Origin of the sequence: Psychrobacillus sp. FSL K6-1464 (assembly GCF_038003145.1) — a bacterium.
Lineage (GTDB): Bacteria > Bacillota > Bacilli > Bacillales_A > Planococcaceae > Psychrobacillus > Psychrobacillus psychrotolerans.
Genome location: NZ_JBBOOP010000001.1, coordinates 30,987 through 48,560 on the forward strand (window position 1 = coordinate 30,987; position 17,574 = coordinate 48,560).

Genomic DNA, 17,574 nt, shown 5'->3' on the forward strand with positions numbered 1-17,574 from the left:
TAATATCGGAATACGAATTTTTATTCGTATCTTAACGTTTTGCAGTTCAGTTTTGAATGTTCATTTTATATGAAGATTCAACGCTTGTTCTTTGAAAACTGGATAAAACGACATTGAAACAATAAACAACAAGAAATTCTGTTGTGATTATTTACGTAATCACGACGTGTAAGACTTTTTAACTTTTAGGTTAAGTTAATAAGGGCGCACGGTGAATGCCTTGGCACTAGGAGTCGACGAAGGACGGCACTAACACCGATATGCTTCGGGGAGCTGTAAGTGAGCTTTGATCCGGAGATTTCCGAATGGGGAAACCCACTGTTCGTAATGGAGCAGTACATTTGCGTGAATACATAGCGCATCTGAGACACACCCAGGGAACTGAAACATCTAAGTACCTGGAGGAAGAGAAAGAAAATTCGATTCCCTGAGTAGCGGCGAGCGAAACGGGAATAGCCCAAACCAAAAGGCTTGCCTTTTGGGGTTGTAGGACACTCTACATAGAGTTACAAAGGAATGAGTTAGACGAAGCGATCTGGAAAGGTCCGCAGGATAGGGTAAAAGCCCCGTAGTCTAAAATTCATTCTCTCTTGAGTGTATCCTGAGTACGGCGGAACACGTGAAATTCCGTCGGAATCTGGGAGGACCATCTCCCAAGGCTAAATACTACCTAGTGACCGATAGTGAACCAGTACCGTGAGGGAAAGGTGAAAAGCACCCCGGAAGGGGAGTGAAATAGATCCTGAAACCGTGTGCCTACAAGTAGTTAGAGCCCGTTAATGGGTGATAGCGTGCCTTTTGTAGAATGAACCGGCGAGTTACGATCCCATGCAAGGTTAAGTCGAGAAGACGGAGCCGCAGCGAAAGCGAGTCTGAATAGGGCGAATGAGTATGTGGTCGTAGACCCGAAACCAGGTGATCTACCCATGTCCAGGATGAAGGTAAGGTAACACTTACTGGAGGTCCGAACCCACGCACGTTGAAAAGTGCGGGGATGAGGTGTGGGTAGCGGAGAAATTCCAATCGAACCTGGAGATAGCTGGTTCTCTCCGAAATAGCTTTAGGGCTAGCCTCAAACGTTAGAATCTTGGAGGTAGAGCACTGTTTGGACTAGGGGCCCATCCCGGGTTACCGAATTCAGACAAACTCCGAATGCCAATGATTTATGTTTGGGAGTCAGACTGCGAGTGATAAGATCCGTAGTCAAGAGGGAAACAGCCCAGACCACCAGCTAAGGTCCCAAAGTATTTGTTAAGTGGAAAAGGATGTGGCGTTGCTTAGACAACCAGGATGTTGGCTTAGAAGCAGCCATCATTTAAAGAGTGCGTAATAGCTCACTGGTCGAGTGACGCTGCGCCGAAAATGTATCGGGGCTAAACAAATCACCGAAGCTGTGGATTGATACCTTTGGTATCAGTGGTAGGAGAGCGTTCTAAGGGCGTTGAAGTCAGACCGGAAGGACTGGTGGAGCGCTTAGAAGTGAGAATGCCGGTATGAGTAGCGAAAGACGGGTGAGAATCCCGTCCACCGTATGACTAAGGTTTCCTGAGGAAGGCTCGTCCGCTCAGGGTTAGTCGGGACCTAAGCCGAGGCCGATAGGCGTAGGCGATGGATAACAGGTTGATATTCCTGTACCACCAAACCACCGTTTGAGTAATGGGGGGACGCAGAAGGATAGGGTAAGCATGCTGTTGGTTATGCATGTCCAAGCAGTAAGGTGTGAATGTAGGCAAATCCGCATTCTTTAACATTGAGCTGTGATGGCGAGGACGTATGTCTAGAGTTCCTGATTTCACACTGCCAAGAAAAGCCTCTAGCGAGGTGAAAGGTGCCCGTACCGCAAACCGACACAGGTAGTCGAGGAGAGAATCCTAAGGTGAGCGAGAGAACTCTCGTTAAGGAACTCGGCAAAATGACCCCGTAACTTCGGGAGAAGGGGTGCTCTTTTGGGTTCATAGCCTAGAAGAGCCGCAGTGAATAGGCCCAGGCGACTGTTTAGCAAAAACACAGGTCTATGCAAAACCGTAAGGTGAAGTATATGGGCTGACGCCTGCCCGGTGCTGGAAGGTTAAGAGGAGTGCTTAGCGCAAGCGAAGGTGCGAATTGAAGCCCCAGTAAACGGCGGCCGTAACTATAACGGTCCTAAGGTAGCGAAATTCCTTGTCGGGTAAGTTCCGACCCGCACGAAAGGCGTAACGATCTGGGCACTGTCTCAACGAGAGACTCGGTGAAATTATAGTACCTGTGAAGATGCAGGTTACCCGCGACAGGACGGAAAGACCCCGTGGAGCTTTACTATAGCTTGATATTGAATTTTGGTGCAACTTGTACAGGATAGGCAGGAGCCTTAGAGCCCGGAGCGCCAGCTTCGGAGGAGGCGTCGGTGGGATACTGCCCTGGTTGTATTGAAATTCTAACCCATACCCGTAACCCGGGTAGGAGACAGTGTCAGGCGGGTAGTTTGACTGGGGCGGTCGCCTCCTAAAGTGTAACGGAGGCGCCCAAAGGTTCCCTCAGAATGGTTGGAAATCATTCGAAGAGTGTAAAGGCAGAAGGGAGCTTGACTGCGAGACCTACAAGTCGAGCAGGGTCGAAAGACGGGCTTAGTGATCCGGTGGTTCCGCATGGAAGGGCCATCGCTCAACGGATAAAAGCTACCCCGGGGATAACAGGCTTATCTCCCCCAAGAGTCCACATCGACGGGGAGGTTTGGCACCTCGATGTCGGCTCATCGCATCCTGGGGCTGTAGTCGGTCCCAAGGGTTGGGCTGTTCGCCCATTAAAGCGGTACGCGAGCTGGGTTCAGAACGTCGTGAGACAGTTCGGTCCCTATCCGTCGTGGGCGTAGGAAATTTGAGAGGAGCTGTCCTTAGTACGAGAGGACCGGGATGGACACACCGCTGGTGTACCAGTTGTTCTGCCAAGAGCATCGCTGGGTAGCTATGTGTGGACGGGATAAGTGCTGAAAGCATCTAAGCACGAAGCCCCCCTCAAGATGAGATTTCCCATTACGCAAGTAAGTAAGATCCCTCAAAGACGATGAGGTAGATAGGTTCGGGGTGGAAGCGTGGCGACACGTGCAGCTGACGAATACTAATCGATCGAGGACTTAACCAAATTTTGTTTAACGTAACAATGTCGTTTATCCAGTTTTGAGTGAACAAGCACTCTATTATGAGGGTTTCAAGATACAAGCAGTGCTAGGAAACAAGTGAGAGAAGGAAGGAACGTACTAACGTACGTGACTGACAGATCGAATGAAGTTGACAACGCAATGCGCCGTATATTGGAAGCCAAAAGAGTCTAGTGATGATGGCGAAGAGGTCACACCCGTTCCCATACCGAACACGGAAGTTAAGCTCTTCAGCGCCGATGGTAGTTGGGGGTTTCCCCCTGTGAGAGTAGGACGTCGCTGGGCACCAAAAAGAAGTCGTTACCGAGTTATATCGGTAACGACTTCTTTTTTCTATACTGAGTCAAAAAAATAGACGACCATGCTCCAACCTTCACTAACGGAGTACTATACCCTGTATTCATTGGAGTGCCCGTGGAAGCGTCCACCTACTTGTATATCGCTCTACACTACCTTCAAAGAATGAAAGTGTGTTGAAAGGGAAACAAGGAGTATTTTTCATTCTTTCCTCTCTTATGAATCCAGTGTTTGCAGGACACTTTTTAAACTTAAGGACAATTCATGTATAATAGAGAAAGAAATTAGAACGTATTGTGAGGTAAATATGATGCAAGAAAAAAGACCATTAGTTGAGGCATTGGAGCAATTTCATAAGAAAAAGTCGATTTCTTTTCATGTGCCTGGACATAAACATGGACTTTTATCCAATCTACCACAACTTATTAGCAATTCGATGCAATATGATTTAACTGAGTTAGATGGATTAGATGATTATCACCATCCAAAAGAAGCAATTAAAGAAGCAGAAGAGTTACTTACTAGACTATATAACACCGATGACAGTTTCTTTTTAGTGAATGGAACGACTATTGGAAATATAGCTATGATATATGCGACTTGCCAGTACGGTGAACAAATTATTGTGCAACGGAATGCGCACAAATCTATTTTTCATGCAATTGAACTGGTGGGCGCAGAGCCAATTTATGTATCACCTATATGGGATGAACATAGTAAGACGGCATCTTATGTACCGTTAGAGGTGATTGAAGAAGCAATTCAACAGTATCCTTTTGCTAAAGCAGTTGTCCTAACCTATCCAAACTATTATGGAGTTTGTTCTCGGGACTTAGAGGAGATCATTAACCTTTGTCATAGTCTGGAAATGCCTGTGCTAGTAGATGAGGCACATGGCGCACACTTCCAGTCACATAAAGAGTTTCCAAAGTCAGCTTTGTTATATGGAGCTGATGTGGTTGTCCAATCAGCTCATAAAACACTACCTTCGCTAACAATGGGTTCATATATACATATTCGCTCTCACTTGATTGAAAGTAAGAGAGTTAATAAATACTTAAGAATGTTACAATCCAGTAGTCCTTCTTATCTAATCTTAGCCTCTCTTGATGATGCAAGAAGTTATGTGGAAAGATATAGCCCGATGGATTATAAACAGTTGTTGGATAGAAGAGAAGTGTTTATAGATGCATTAGAAACTATTCCATTAATAGAGGTAGTCCAAGTAGACGATCCTTTAAAACTGTTAATACGAGTCGGAAAATATTCTGGGTTTCAAGTGCAGCAAGCTTTTGAAAAACAAAATATATATGTTGAGCTTGCTGATATATATCAAGTCTTACTCATTCTCCCTTTACTAAAAGTAGAACATGAATTTCCGTTTGCAGAGATTAGAAAACGAATGAAATATGCTATAGAGGACTTAAAAAAAGAGACTCCAGAGTATACGAGTAGCACACTTTACATGGAACAAAAAAATATTTCTACCTTACAGATGCATTTAGAACTAGTCAATGAGAAACAAGGAGAATGGATTCCTTATGCAAGGTCAATCGGTAGGATAGCCAAGGGGATGATTGTTCCCTATCCCCCTGGGATTCCACTACTTCTACCAGGGGAAAAAATTACTGTTCCCATTCTAACCGAATTAGAGGCATGGATTGAAAAAGGTGCTTCATTTCAAGGGGAACATCAATTAGAGGAAAAGTTAATATATGTTGTGGAGGAGTAACTGTGCAAAAAAAAGGGTATTTTATAACAAGTGAAGGTCCAGAAGGTGCAGGAAAAACAACTGTTATGAATTTATTGGGTGAACGACTAATAGATGAAGGCTACGAGGTAGTAATGACTCGGGAGCCTGGTGGTATTATGATTTCTGAAAAGATTCGGGACATAATCTTGAATAATGAGCATACAATGATGGAAAGCCGTACAGAAGCACTATTATATGCTGCGGCTAGGAGACAACATTTAGTAGAGAAGGTTCTTCCAGCGTTAGCAGCTGGGAAAATTGTGATTTGTGATCGATTTATTGATAGTTCCTTGGCATATCAAGGGTTTGCTCGTGGTATTGGCGTAGAAGAGATATGGGCAATTAATAAGTTTGCTATCGGAGACACAATGCCAGAAAAAACATTGCTATTTGATATTGATCCAGCAGTAGGACTAGCTAGAATAAATGCTCATAAGGAACGAGAAAAAAATCGATTAGATGTAGAAAATTTAGCATTCCATCAAAAAGTACGAGCAGGTTATTTGTCATTAGTTGAAAAATACCCGGAACGTATACAAGTAATCGATGCCTCTCAAACAATTGAGAACGTTTTAGACGAAACATATGTAATCATCAAACGCGAGTTAGAAATAATTAGATAATTCGTGGTATAATAAAGAAAAAATATTAATAGGGGTGAGTATCGATGAAATTGATAGTAGCGGTAGTTCAAGATCAGGATAGTAATAGGTTGTCTAATGCATTAACAAAGGCAAAGTTTAGAGCAACAAAACTGGCAAGTACAGGTGGTTTCTTAAGATCTGGGAATACTACATTTCTAATCGGTACCGATGATTCTCTAGTTGCTTCAGCTTTAGAGCTTATAAGAGATAATTGTAGAGCTAGAGAGCAGATGGTAGCGCCTGTATCTCCAATGGGAGGAAATGCAGATTCGTATATTCCATATCCGGTTGAGGTTGAGGTTGGAGGGGCTACAGTATTCGTACTCCCAATTGAACAATTCCATCATTTTTAATAATGAAGGAAGGAGTAGTAAACAGTGAAGATTAACCAAGATATGCGTGTCGGCATAGATAATATACGAAAAGACGCTATGCAGAATGGAAATCAGTCAGTAAAATTTGGCCAAATGGTTATAAAACAAGAACAACGCATGCAGACAGATACGATGACAAGGCTACTAGGAGACATTTCCACAGCTGGAGATCGTCTCGCACGTTCCCGCAACCTACGTGATATGGCCAAATTTAAAATGCTTATCCGAAAATTTTTACACGAAGCCGTAGATTTTGGAATGGGGTTAAAGCAGTCCCATACATGGAATCGTTTCGGTGAAGGTAGAAAATTGAAACTTGTAGAAACAATCGACGAAAAATTAGTGGAATTGGCAGAAGAAATCTTAAACCAAGAAAAAAGTTCAATAGATTTGTTGGATAAAATTGGGGAGATAAAAGGATTACTGATCAATTTATACACGTAAGTTTCCCGTGTTTTCGCTTACTGCGAAACGCGGGATTTTTCACAAGAAAGTATATGCTTACACGAAGATTGCTGCAGAAGAACAGGTTGTTTCTTACATAAGTAATTTTTCTTTTCTATAGAAAGAGGTGAAAGTTATGGAAAACTGGTCGATAGAGGATGTAGACAGATTACAACCTACCGTAGTTAAACAAATTCAAACAATTGTCTCTAAAAACCGAATTGGACATGCCTATATTCTAGAAGGGGCTAAAGGAACTGGGAAAGTGAAAGTAATGCAATTTTTCGTTCAGCTTCTTTTTTGTGAAAGTCCCGTAAATAATGTTCCATGTGAAACATGTCGATCATGTAAAAGATTAAAATCCTTCAATCACCTTAACTATATGCAACTAGAACCGGATGGTCAGTTTATAAAAAAGGGACAAGTAGATGAACTGGTTCATGCTCTAAGTAAAACAACTATTGAAAAGCAAAGAAAAATATATGTAATACATCATGCAGATCAACTAAATGTAAGTGCTGCAAACACATTATTAAAGTTTTTAGAGGAACCTCAAAGCGAGATAACGGCGATTCTATTAACAGATAAAATGCATGCATTACTTCCAACTATTCGATCAAGATGTCAGCATTTAAGTTTATCTCCAATGCCAACTGCTATCTTAAAACAGAAGTTAATACAAGAGGGAATCACTGACTCCATGGCATCTACAGTTTCTAAAATGACGAATCAAGTAGAAGAAGCAATTAACTTGGCGAAAGATGAGCAGTTTGGACTTGTAAGGAAATCAGTGTTAAAATTGGTTGAAGCGAATGGAAGAAGTGTTCAGGATGCATTGATGTGTATTCATGAAGATTTTGGACCTTTGCTCAAAGAGAAAGAGCAGGCTGAACAAGCGTTAGATTTACTACTATTTGCATATCGTGATATAGTAGCTATAAAAGCAAGTCCCATCGCAGATTGTACTTTTCCAGATATGATTTCTTATTGGAAACAAATTGCTCTGCAAACAACGTATGAGCAATTATCAAAGCAATTAGAAATGATTTTACATGCAAAACAAAACTTGCATAAAAATATGAACCGGACACTGATGATGGAGCAGTTAATGCTTAACCTGCAGGAGGGATTTACTTTTGTATAATGTTGTAGGAGTCCGTTTTAAAAAAGCGGGTAAAATATATTATTTTGATCCAGTAGAATTTGCTTTAGTGAAAGATGATTATGTAATCGTCGAAACAGCTAGAGGCGTAGAGTATGGTAAAGTTGTAGTTCCGATTAAGCAAGTTGAGGAACATGACGTTGTGCTTCCTCTAAAACAAGTAGTTAGGCCTTCTACTGATAAAGATCGCATCCAAGTAGAAGAAAATAGATTAGAGTCAGCCCAAGCCCTTGCACTAGGGACGGAAAAGATTATCGAAAGAAACCTAGAAATGAAGCTGGTAGATGTTGAGTATACATTCGACCGAAATAAGATTATTTTTTATTTTACCGCAGAAGGTCGCGTAGACTTCCGAGATTTGGTTAAGGATTTAGCATCCGTATTTAGAACTCGTATTGAGCTTAGACAAATTGGAGTTCGTGATGAAGCGAAAATGTTAGGTGGCATAGGTCCTTGTGGCCGAATGCTTTGCTGTTCAACATTTTTAGGTGATTTCGAGCCGGTTTCTATAAAAATGGCAAAAGATCAAAACTTATCACTTAATCCATCTAAGATTTCTGGATTATGTGGACGTCTGATGTGCTGCTTAAAGTATGAGAACGATGAATATGAAACTGCTAGAGAACAGATGCCGGATATTGGAGATAAAGTTGAAACTCCTGATGGCTTAGGTCGAGTAGTAAGTATGAATATTTTAGAGCGAGTTTTACGTATAGAGTTACCTGATCCACAACGTGTTCTAGATTATACGTTAGAAGAAATTACAAACCATGCGACAAATCAAGTGCAATGGTCGGGGCAATGAGGTGAATGTGTGATGGACCGCAATTTTTTTGATACAATTATAGATTTTGAAAAACAATTAGAGTCCACGCAGCTGCAATTTCGCGCTTTAAAAGAATTTGTGGCGATAATGGTTGAAGAACGTGAAGCGCTACAACAAGAGAATAATCATTTAAGACAACGACTCGATGAAATACATGAAAAAGAAGCAATGATTGAGAAATTACGAGATGAGAAATTGCATAAACTTGATGTAGGAGAGGGCCATGATAATCTAGCTCGACTATACCAAGAAGGCTACCATGTGTGTCACGTTCATTTTGGGAGTTCTCGTAAAGAAGAAGATTGTCTATTTTGTCTTTCATTTTTAAACAAACAAAACATTTAAACAATTGACTGATGCCACTCCATAAGTGGGTGTCAGTCTTTTGTTTTGCTTGGGGGTAATAAATATGGAACAATGGTTAAAGGATGACGAACGACTAGATTATTTGTTGGCAGAAGATTTACGTATTATTCAAAGTCCTTCTGTCTTCTCTTTTTCTTTAGATGCAGTGTTGCTAGCAAGGTTTGCATATGTACCGATGAAAAGAGGTAAAATCATCGATATTTGTTCAGGAAATGGAGCAATTCCATTATTTTTAAGCGGGCGAACAAATGTAGAAATTATTGGAGTGGAATTACAAGAAAGATTAGCAGATATGGCTACGAGAAGTGTTCAATTTAATAATCTGACCAACCAGATTACTATTGTGGAAGCTGACGTTAAAGGGATTGCGAGAGAGCTTGGTTCAGAAAAGTTTGATGTTGTTACTTGTAATCCACCTTATTTTCCAGCTCATGAGGCAAGTGAGAAAAACTTAAAAGAGCATTTAGCAATTGCCCGACATGAAATTCACCTTACTCTAGATGAAGCGGTTCAATCTGCTAGTGAATTATTAAAACAAGGTGGAAAAGCTGCTTTTGTTCATCGTCCCGGGAGACTTTTAGATATCGTCACTGCAATGAGAGCGAATCGTTTAGAACCAAAGCGAATCCGCTTCGTCTATCCAAAAGAAGGAAAAGAAGCTAATACGTTGTTAATAGAAGGTATAAAGGATGGAAAACCTGATTTGAAAGTACTAGCGCCTCTATACGTGTATGGAGACGATGGTAAATACACGCAAGAAGTTAAAGAGATGTTGTATGGAAAAGAGTGAAAAACAGCATACTTTTTACGTCTTGGAATGCAAAGATGGATCTTATTATGCCGGTTATACAAATGACCTAGCGAAAAGAGTGAAGGTACATAATGAAGGCAAGGGAGCAAAATATACTCGAGCCAAACGGCCAGTCACTTGTATATACAGTGAATTGTATGAAACTAAGCAAGAGGCTATGCAAGCTGAATATGCATTTAAGCAGCTGACGAGAAAACAAAAAATAACATATATGGGGGCAAGTAAATGATTAAATCTCAGAAATCGACCGAACATGAACAGGGCAGCTGCTTGTATTTAGTTGCAACACCCATTGGTAACTTAGAAGATATGACGATGAGGGCTATTCGCATATTAAAAGAGGTAGATATTATTGCAGCAGAGGATACAAGAAATACCAAGAAACTGTGTAACTACTTTGAAATTTCTACACCACTGCTAAGTTATCATGATCATAACTTACAAGTTGGTGGAGAAAAATTATTAGAATTATTAAGAGAAGGTAAAAGCATAGCATTGGTTAGTGATGCGGGTCTTCCTTGTATTTCTGATCCTGGAGCAGATATTGTTGCTAAAGCAGTTCAAGAAGGTTTTGCGGTTGTACCAATCCCGGGTGCAAACGCTGCATTAAGTGCACTTATAGCATCCGGACTTTCGACACAGCCCTTTTTCTTTTATGGCTTTTTAAGTCGCAATAAAAAAGAAAGAAAAGCAGAAATTGAAAAGTTGCAAAAAAGACAGGAATCCGTGATTTTATATGAGTCACCACACCGTTTAAAAGAATCATTACGGGATATGCAATCTATAATGGAAGGAACTCGCAAAATCGTATTAGCACGCGAGCTAACAAAGAAGTTTGAAGAGTTTTTAAGAGGTACAATTGACGAGGCTGTTGAGTGGGTGGAGCAGGCAGAGATACGTGGAGAATTCTGTATTGTTTTAGAAGGGAACGAAGAGGTTTCAGAAACAAGTGATGAAGCACAATGGTGGTCAGAACTAACCTTAGAAGAGCATGTGGATCGATTAATAGCAGAGAAACAATGTACTTCAAAAGAAGCTATTAAAGAAGTTGCGATTCAAAGAGGACTGTCTAAACGAGAAGTATATCAAAACTACCATGTAGAATAGAAAATTGTACGCCTAGGTGAGCCCCCGATGTTCTTCTGAGGAGAGTTTTGTGGAGGAATAAGATCATAGGATCTACTCTTTATTCTATTTAATTATAAAAAAACCGCAAACTTAGTTAAGTTTGCGGTTTTTACAAAAATTATATGTAACTATTGAAATTTCAAAATTACTTAATGTTATTTTGAATCTCTTTAATTAGTAATTCTGCACCTTCTGGGCTTAAAATCAGTTTTCCACCAACTAGACGTAGGTTGTCATCTGATACTTCACCAGTTACAGCACAAGTCATATTTGGCATATATTTTTTTAGAATGATTTTATCATCATCTACGTAAATCTCTAATGCGTCTTTTTCAGCAATACCAAGCGTGCGACGTAATTCAATTGGAATAACTACACGACCTAATTCATCAACCTTACGTACAATACCTGTAGATTTCATATGAAAATTATTCTCCTCTCAAGAGTGCATATTTTTCGCCAAGATTCGACATAAACCTCTTTTATGTAATATATCATACCAAGTACTCCCATTTCCGTCAATAATTAATGCTTTAGCGAAAGAGAGAGCAATGATATAAATTTGATAATAAGTCGATTTTTTGTTAAAAAAATGATTATTTATTGTGTAAATAGGAATTATTTTGATATATTATCTATTTTTTTGAAATTAATTATTTTATAATTTTCGTTCGACAAGACTGTATAAATGAATTGATTGAAACAAACTCTTCATTTAGATAGAATAAAGAATAAAGAGAATCAACATTGGAGGCATCTTTACATTGAAAGATCAACAGAAAACATTCTATTTAACAACGCCGATTTATTATCCGAGTGGAAAATTTCATATTGGCACCGCATATACAACCGTTGCTTCCGATGCGATGGCAAGATATAAAAGACTTAGAGGGTATGAAGTTCGTTTCTTAACCGGAATGGATGAGCACGGTCAAAAAATCCAAGAAAAAGCTCAAGAAGCGGGAAAAGAACCTCAAATTTATGTAAATGAAATTGCAGAGGCTGCAAAAAAGGTTTGGGCTTTAATGGATATTTCCTATGATGATTTTATCCAAACAACGGAAGAACGCCATACAAAAGTAGTAGAGAAAATATTCCAGAAGTTCTTGGATAATGGAGATATTTACAAGGGAGAATATGAAGGATGGTATTGTACACCTTGTGAGTCCTTTTTCACTGAGACTCAGTTAGTAGAAGGAAACTGTCCAGATTGCGGTCGTCCAGTTCAAAAAGTAAAGGAAGAATCATACTTCTTTAATATGAAAAAGTATGCTGACCGTTTGTTGAAGTATTATGAGGAAAATGTAGATTTTATAGAGCCAGAATCTAGAAAAAATGAAATGATCAATAACTTCATTAAACCAGGTTTAGAAGATTTATCGGTATCAAGAACATCCTTCGATTGGGGTATAAAAGTACCTAGCGATCCAAGACATGTAATCTATGTGTGGGTAGATGCTTTAACTAATTATATTACTTCATTAGGTTATCTATCAGATGATGATTCCTTATTCCAAAAGTTCTGGCCTGCGGATGTTCATGTAGTAGGTAAAGACATTGTCCGTTTCCACACAATCTATTGGCCAATATTCCTAATGGCTTTAGATTTACCGCTACCTAAAAAGATTTTTGCGCATGGATTTATCATGATGAAGGACGGTAAAATGTCTAAATCCAAAGGAAATGTCGTTTATCCAGAAGTGTTAGTGGAACGTTATGGATTAGATGCAACACGCTATTTCCTATTGCGCGAACTTCCTTTTGGTCAAGATGGGGTATTTTCTCCAGAGTCTTTCGTAGAGAGAACAAACTTTGACCTTGCAAATGACTTAGGAAATTTGTTGAATAGAACCGTTTCGATGATCAATAAATACTTTGATGGTAAAATTCCAGTAAATCTAAGTGAAACAACCGAGTTTGATGCAACTCTCCAGAACTTTGCCAAAAGCACAATAGATAAATATCAGGAAAATATGGAGAATATGCAGTTTAGCTTAGTACTTGGAGATTTATGGGCTTTAGTTTCACGCACTAATAAGTATATTGATGAAACTCAACCTTGGGTACTTGCAAAAGATGAAACTACTCGAGGACAATTAGCATCTGTTATGACTCATTTGGCAGAAAGTCTTCGTCAAATTGCAACACTAGCTCAACCATTTATGACCAATAGTCCAAAACAAATTGCAGAGCAACTTGGTTTTACTGAGGATTATTTAAAATGGGACAATTTAGGATCATTTAATGTTATTAATGACGGTATAACAGTTATAAAAACAGGGGTTCCTATTTTCCCGAGACTAGATGTTGAAGTTGAAGTAGCTTATATTCGTGAACAAATGCTAGGTTCGGTTCAAACTCCTCAGGAAGAAGAAAAAGAAGAGGAACCTCAGGTAGAAGAAATAACAATTGATGACTTTTTTAAAGTAGACTTACGCGTTGCAACCGTATTATCTTGTGAAGCAGTGCCTAAAGCTGATAAATTATTAAAGTTGCAATTAGATATGGGGTATGAAAAGCGTCAAGTAATTTCAGGTATTGCACAGCATTTTAAACCGGATGAGGTTATTGGTAAAAAAGTAATCGTAGTAGCAAATCTCAAACCAGTGAAGTTAAGAGGAGAGTTATCTCAAGGAATGATTCTTGCTGGTGAAAAAAATGGTTATCTGACTTTAGCTACAGTAGATGAAAATCTTGAAAATGGCGCTCAAGTGAAATAAATTTCTAAATAGACCTGTCATTTTTAGACAGGTCTATTTTTATTCATATAATATTTTGAAATACTATTTAAAATATTGCATATTACTGCAACCCTTATTAGAGTAAAGGAAGATTTGAAGAAAGTATTACTAAAATAGTATTAAAAAGAGTGTAATTTAACCTATAAAAGGCAGGGAGTAGTTCATATGTTTATCGATACACATGTACATTTAAATGCAGATCAGTATGAAGAAGATTTACAGGAAGTGATTGATCGTGCTTTGGAAGCTAATGTAAAAAAAATGGTCGTTATTGGGTTCGATCGTATCACAATTGAAAGAGCTATGAAGTTAGTGGAAGAATATTCTTTTATCTATGCTGTAGTTGGATGGCATCCTGTCGATGCTATTGATTGTACAGAAGAAGATTTAAGATGGATTGAAGAACTTGCGGCACATGAAAAGGTTGTAGGCATAGGGGAAATGGGACTGGATTATCATTGGGATAAATCTCCTAAAGATATTCAACAAGAGGTATTTCGGAAACAAATAAGGTTGGCTCAAAAAGTAAAATTACCAATTATTATTCATAATCGCGACGCAACAGAAGATGTGATTCGTATTTTACAAGAAGAAGAAGCGTATCTTACAGGAGGTATCATGCATTGTTTTGGGGGAAGTGTTGAAACAGCAAAGCAATGTATAGATATGAATTTTATGATATCACTTGGAGGGCCTGTAACGTTTAAAAATGCAAAGAAACCTAAAGAGGTTGCAGCAGAAATTCCACTGGAGTATTTGTTGATCGAAACAGATGCACCATATTTAGCTCCGCATCCACATCGAGGAAAAAGAAATGAACCCGCACTTGTACCACTTGTTGCCGAGGAAATAGCGCGGTTAAAAGGAATTTCAATTGAAGAGGTCGCTGAAGCAACCACCAAAAATGCAGAAAGGTTCTTTAATTTAGCAAAGTAAAAAAGCGTTAATTAAGAGGTGTATAATTTATACCTTTTAATTAACAAGTTAACCTAATCGGTTGACAAGCTCTTTGGGACTCTATATAATCACTTCAGTGAACAAGGAGGCGTTTTTCATGTTACATAATCCCATGAAAAATCTGTTCTTTAATTCATTGAGGAGCAAGCAAACCTTAGTAAGTATAGTATCTTTACTATTGTTTCTTGCAGTGATTTCTTTCGTTTTATTCGAAGGAACAAAGAAAACTGTTGCTTTAACAGTTGATGGCAAACAACAAGAAATATTAACGCATGCAAATACAGTTGGTGAATTATTAAAGGATCACAAAATAGTAGTAGCCAATGAAGACTTTTTACATCCCTCAGTGAACACTTCAATCGAAAATAATTTATCGATTGAGTGGGAGCAGGCAAGACAGATAAAAATATCAGTAGACGGAGAAATTCAAACTCTTACAACTACTGAAGATTTAGTTTCAGAAATACTCGCGAAGGCTAATGTTGCAGTTACTGAACATGATGCAATAACACCTGCTGCAGATGCAGAGGTTGGACCTGATAACAATATTGCTATTGAAAAAGCATTTGAAATAACGCTTTTAGATGGTGGTGAAGAGAAGAAGGTACGGTCCACTTCGACTACGGTCGCTGACTTTTTAAAACAACAAAACATTCAATTGAGTGAATTCGACCGAGTAGAACAGAAAATGGATGAATCAATAGTTCCTAATTCTATAATACAAGTAGTGCGAGTAGAAAAGGTCACCGATGTAGTTGAGGAAGCAACAAACTTTGCTGTAGAAACGAAAAAAGAAGACTCGCTACTAAAAGGGAAAGAAAAAGTAGTACAACAAGGTGTAAATGGAACGGTTTCACGGACTTATGAAGTAGTGAAAGAAAATGGTAAAGAGATTTCTCGTAATATGATGAGTGAGAAGATAATTAAAGAACCCACTAAAAAAGTAGTGGCAGTTGGAACGAAAGTAATGACTGCTAGTGTTTCGCGTGGAACAAACTCAGCGGCAGCTCCATCTGGAGGGAAAGAGTTTTATGTAACTGCGACGGCATATACTGCTTATTGTAATGGATGTTCTGGCGTAACTGCGACAGGGATGAATTTGAAGACTAATCCTAATTTGAAGGTTATTGCCGTAGACCCTAGTGTTATTCCACTGGGTTCAAAAGTATGGGTAGAGGGCTATGGTCATGCGGTAGCTGGGGATACTGGGGGAGCTATCAAAGGGAATAAGATTGACCTTTTCATGGCTTCTAAATCACAGGCATATGACTTCGGTCGTAAAAAAGTACGTGTAAAAGTTTTAAACTAATCGTTATAGCTTTCCCTTTCATTGATTGGGAGAGCTTTTTTGCGTTATGATAGCTATAGCAAAAAGAAAGAAAAGAGGAAAACCGGTTGCAAATAAAAGAAATAATAGTTGTAGAAGGAAAAGATGATACAACTGCCATAAAACGTGCTGTAGAAGCAGATACTATTGAAACGAATGGTTCAGCCATTTCTAAAGAAACGCTTATGAAAATAAGTCATGCTCAAGATAAACGTGGCGTCATTGTCTTTACTGATCCTGATTATCCAGGAAGACGTATTCGTGCTATTATCGAAGAACAGGTTCCGGGTGTAAAACATGCATTTTTATCCAAGGAAAAAACGATTGCGAAAAACGGCAAGGGTTTAGGGATTGAACACGCGAAAGATGAAGATATTCGTACTGCTCTTTCTAATGTTTATACCCCAAAATCAGACACAGAAACGTTTTTAGAAATCCCGTTGTCTATTTTAATAGACGGACAACTAATAGGTCATCCCCATTCGAAGGAAAGAAGAACAAGATTGGGTGAACTATTGAAAATAGGCTACACTAATGGAAAACAGCTACAGAAACGACTATCTATTTTTCAGATTAGCCAACAGCAAGTGGAAGAAGCGATAGCACAACTTAATATGGAGGAAAAATAAAATATGCAAAAAGATATAGCTACACCAATACGGACACAAGAGATATTAAAGAAATATGGTTTCTCATTCAAAAAAAGCTTAGGGCAAAACTTTTTAATAGATCCAAATATATTACGTAATATTGTCAGTCATGCAGATCTTACGAAGGATTCCGCAGCAATTGAAATTGGGCCTGGAATTGGAGCATTAACCGAGCATCTAGCAAGAGCAGCAGGAAAAGTGGTTGCATTTGAAATCGACCAAAGGCTGCTACCAGTTTTAGCAGATACTTTATCTCCATATGACAACGTAGATGTTATTCATGCAGATATTTTAGAAGTAGATGTGAAACAAATTTTTGAAGAACAGCTTAAAGATTACAAAGACGTTATGGTGGTTGCCAATTTACCTTACTACGTTACAACTCCAATATTATTGAAACTGTTAATGGATCGTCTCCCTATCCGTGGGTTGGTGGTCATGATGCAAAAGGAAGTAGCTGATCGAATCACGGCATCTCCGGGAACGAAAGCATACGGATCACTATCTATTGCTATTCAGTACTATATGCAAACAGAAATCGCAATGATTGTTCCAAAAGCAGTGTTTATGCCACAACCAAATGTTGACTCAGCGGTTATAAAACTTACTCGACGTGAAGCGCCACCGGTTCAAGTCATTGATGAAGAGTTTTTATTTAAAGTTTCTCGTGGTTCTTTTGTTCAACGAAGAAAAACGATTATTAACAATCTACAATCATCCCTTCCTAATGGGAAAGCTAAGAAGGATTTAATCATCCAAGCGCTAGAAAAAGTAGGGGTGGATCCAACGAGACGTGGAGAAACTTTAAGTATTGAAGAGTTCGGGAAATTATCCAATGAACTATATGCAGAATTTCATTAATGCTACTTGTTACAAAATAAGTAATATTTATAAAAAAAATGAGTACCCCAAACAAATAAAAACGTTGACAAGTATGCATAATGATTGTTAAAATATTTTG

General features: G+C 38.9%; 16 protein-coding genes and 2 rRNA genes. 17 read left to right on the forward strand and 1 reads right to left on the reverse strand.

All coding sequences use genetic code 11. The annotated features are described in order from the left end of the window. The first annotated feature begins 188 nt into the window (after positions 1–188). From MKX39_RS00135 to rsmI, 12 genes are all read left to right on the forward strand, one after another. Positions 189–3,117 (forward strand): 23S ribosomal RNA (locus MKX39_RS00135). A 185-nt stretch (positions 3,118–3,302) separates the two neighbouring features. Next, positions 3,303–3,418: ribosomal RNA gene (rrf, locus tag MKX39_RS00140) — 5S ribosomal RNA — on the forward strand. Positions 3,419–3,737: 319 nt separating this feature from the next. Then, the gene (locus MKX39_RS00145; protein ID WP_340761066.1) at positions 3,738–5,162 is read left to right on the forward strand and encodes an aminotransferase class I/II-fold pyridoxal phosphate-dependent enzyme; all 1,425 of its coding nucleotides are present in this window, start codon (positions 3,738–3,740) and stop codon (positions 5,160–5,162) included. A 2-nt stretch (positions 5,163–5,164) separates the two neighbouring features. Continuing rightward, positions 5,165–5,806 carry a dTMP kinase gene (tmk, locus tag MKX39_RS00150; RefSeq protein ID WP_093538621.1) on the forward strand — a complete coding sequence of 214 codons (642 nt, stop codon included), beginning with the start codon at positions 5,165–5,167 and terminating at the stop codon, positions 5,804–5,806. A 44-nt stretch (positions 5,807–5,850) separates the two neighbouring features. Further along, the gene (locus MKX39_RS00155; RefSeq protein WP_093276576.1) at positions 5,851–6,180 is read left to right on the forward strand and encodes a cyclic-di-AMP receptor; all 330 of its coding nucleotides are present in this window, start codon (positions 5,851–5,853) and stop codon (positions 6,178–6,180) included. Positions 6,181–6,204: 24 nt separating this feature from the next. Beyond that, positions 6,205–6,645, forward strand: coding sequence for a YaaR family protein (locus tag MKX39_RS00160; RefSeq protein WP_340761067.1), 441 nt, complete (start codon positions 6,205–6,207; stop codon positions 6,643–6,645). A 136-nt stretch (positions 6,646–6,781) separates the two neighbouring features. Beyond that, on the forward strand, positions 6,782–7,789 hold the full coding sequence (holB, locus tag MKX39_RS00165) for a DNA polymerase III subunit delta' (RefSeq protein WP_340767849.1): 1,008 nt from the start codon (positions 6,782–6,784) through the stop codon (positions 7,787–7,789). Further along, complete coding sequence (locus MKX39_RS00170; RefSeq protein WP_093538624.1) at positions 7,782–8,612, forward strand: PSP1 domain-containing protein; 831 nt, start codon at positions 7,782–7,784, stop codon at positions 8,610–8,612. The genes holB and MKX39_RS00170 overlap by 8 nt, the downstream gene beginning before the upstream one ends. A gap of 12 nt (positions 8,613–8,624) precedes the next feature. Next, positions 8,625–8,978: a DNA replication initiation control protein YabA gene (yabA, locus tag MKX39_RS00175; RefSeq protein ID WP_175496343.1), complete on the forward strand. Its 354-nt coding sequence runs from the start codon at positions 8,625–8,627 to the stop codon at positions 8,976–8,978. 64 nt (positions 8,979–9,042) lie between these two features. Then, a complete protein-coding gene (locus MKX39_RS00180; RefSeq protein WP_340767850.1) occupies positions 9,043–9,789 on the forward strand; it encodes a tRNA1(Val) (adenine(37)-N6)-methyltransferase in 747 nt (248 codons plus the stop codon). Continuing rightward, positions 9,776–10,039, forward strand: a complete 264-nt coding sequence (locus tag MKX39_RS00185; RefSeq protein WP_093538627.1) for a GIY-YIG nuclease family protein — start codon at positions 9,776–9,778, stop codon at positions 10,037–10,039. The genes MKX39_RS00180 and MKX39_RS00185 overlap by 14 nt, the downstream gene beginning before the upstream one ends. Beyond that, a complete protein-coding gene (gene rsmI, locus MKX39_RS00190) occupies positions 10,039–10,917 on the forward strand; it encodes a 16S rRNA (cytidine(1402)-2'-O)-methyltransferase (protein WP_340771271.1) in 879 nt (292 codons plus the stop codon). Before MKX39_RS00185 ends, rsmI begins: the two co-directional genes overlap by 1 nt. 166 nt (positions 10,918–11,083) lie before the next feature. Here rsmI and MKX39_RS00195 read toward each other — a convergent pair whose 3' ends face one another. Further along, positions 11,084–11,359: an AbrB/MazE/SpoVT family DNA-binding domain-containing protein gene (locus MKX39_RS00195; protein ID WP_093538628.1), complete on the reverse strand. Its 276-nt coding sequence runs from the start codon at positions 11,357–11,359 to the stop codon at positions 11,084–11,086. 343 nt (positions 11,360–11,702) lie between these two features. Between MKX39_RS00195 and metG the strand changes: the two genes are divergently transcribed. The 5 genes from metG to rsmA all read left to right on the forward strand — a co-directional run bounded on the left by metG (position 11,703) and on the right by rsmA (position 17,474). After that, positions 11,703–13,658 (forward strand): methionine--tRNA ligase, encoded by a 1,956-nt coding sequence (gene metG / locus MKX39_RS00200; RefSeq protein WP_093538629.1) that lies wholly within the window; start codon positions 11,703–11,705, stop codon positions 13,656–13,658. A gap of 186 nt (positions 13,659–13,844) precedes the next feature. Continuing rightward, a complete protein-coding gene (locus MKX39_RS00205; protein ID WP_093538630.1) occupies positions 13,845–14,615 on the forward strand; it encodes a TatD family hydrolase in 771 nt (256 codons plus the stop codon). A 118-nt stretch (positions 14,616–14,733) separates the two neighbouring features. Then, the gene (locus tag MKX39_RS00210; RefSeq protein WP_093538631.1) at positions 14,734–15,945 is read left to right on the forward strand and encodes a G5 and 3D domain-containing protein; all 1,212 of its coding nucleotides are present in this window, start codon (positions 14,734–14,736) and stop codon (positions 15,943–15,945) included. An 86-nt stretch (positions 15,946–16,031) separates the two neighbouring features. Continuing rightward, a complete protein-coding gene (gene rnmV, locus MKX39_RS00215; RefSeq protein WP_093538632.1) occupies positions 16,032–16,592 on the forward strand; it encodes a ribonuclease M5 in 561 nt (186 codons plus the stop codon). Between the two features lie 3 nt (positions 16,593–16,595). After that, entirely contained in the window at positions 16,596–17,474 is an 879-nt protein-coding gene (rsmA, locus tag MKX39_RS00220; protein ID WP_340767851.1) for a 16S rRNA (adenine(1518)-N(6)/adenine(1519)-N(6))-dimethyltransferase RsmA, read from the forward strand. Positions 17,475–17,574 lie beyond the last annotated feature (100 nt).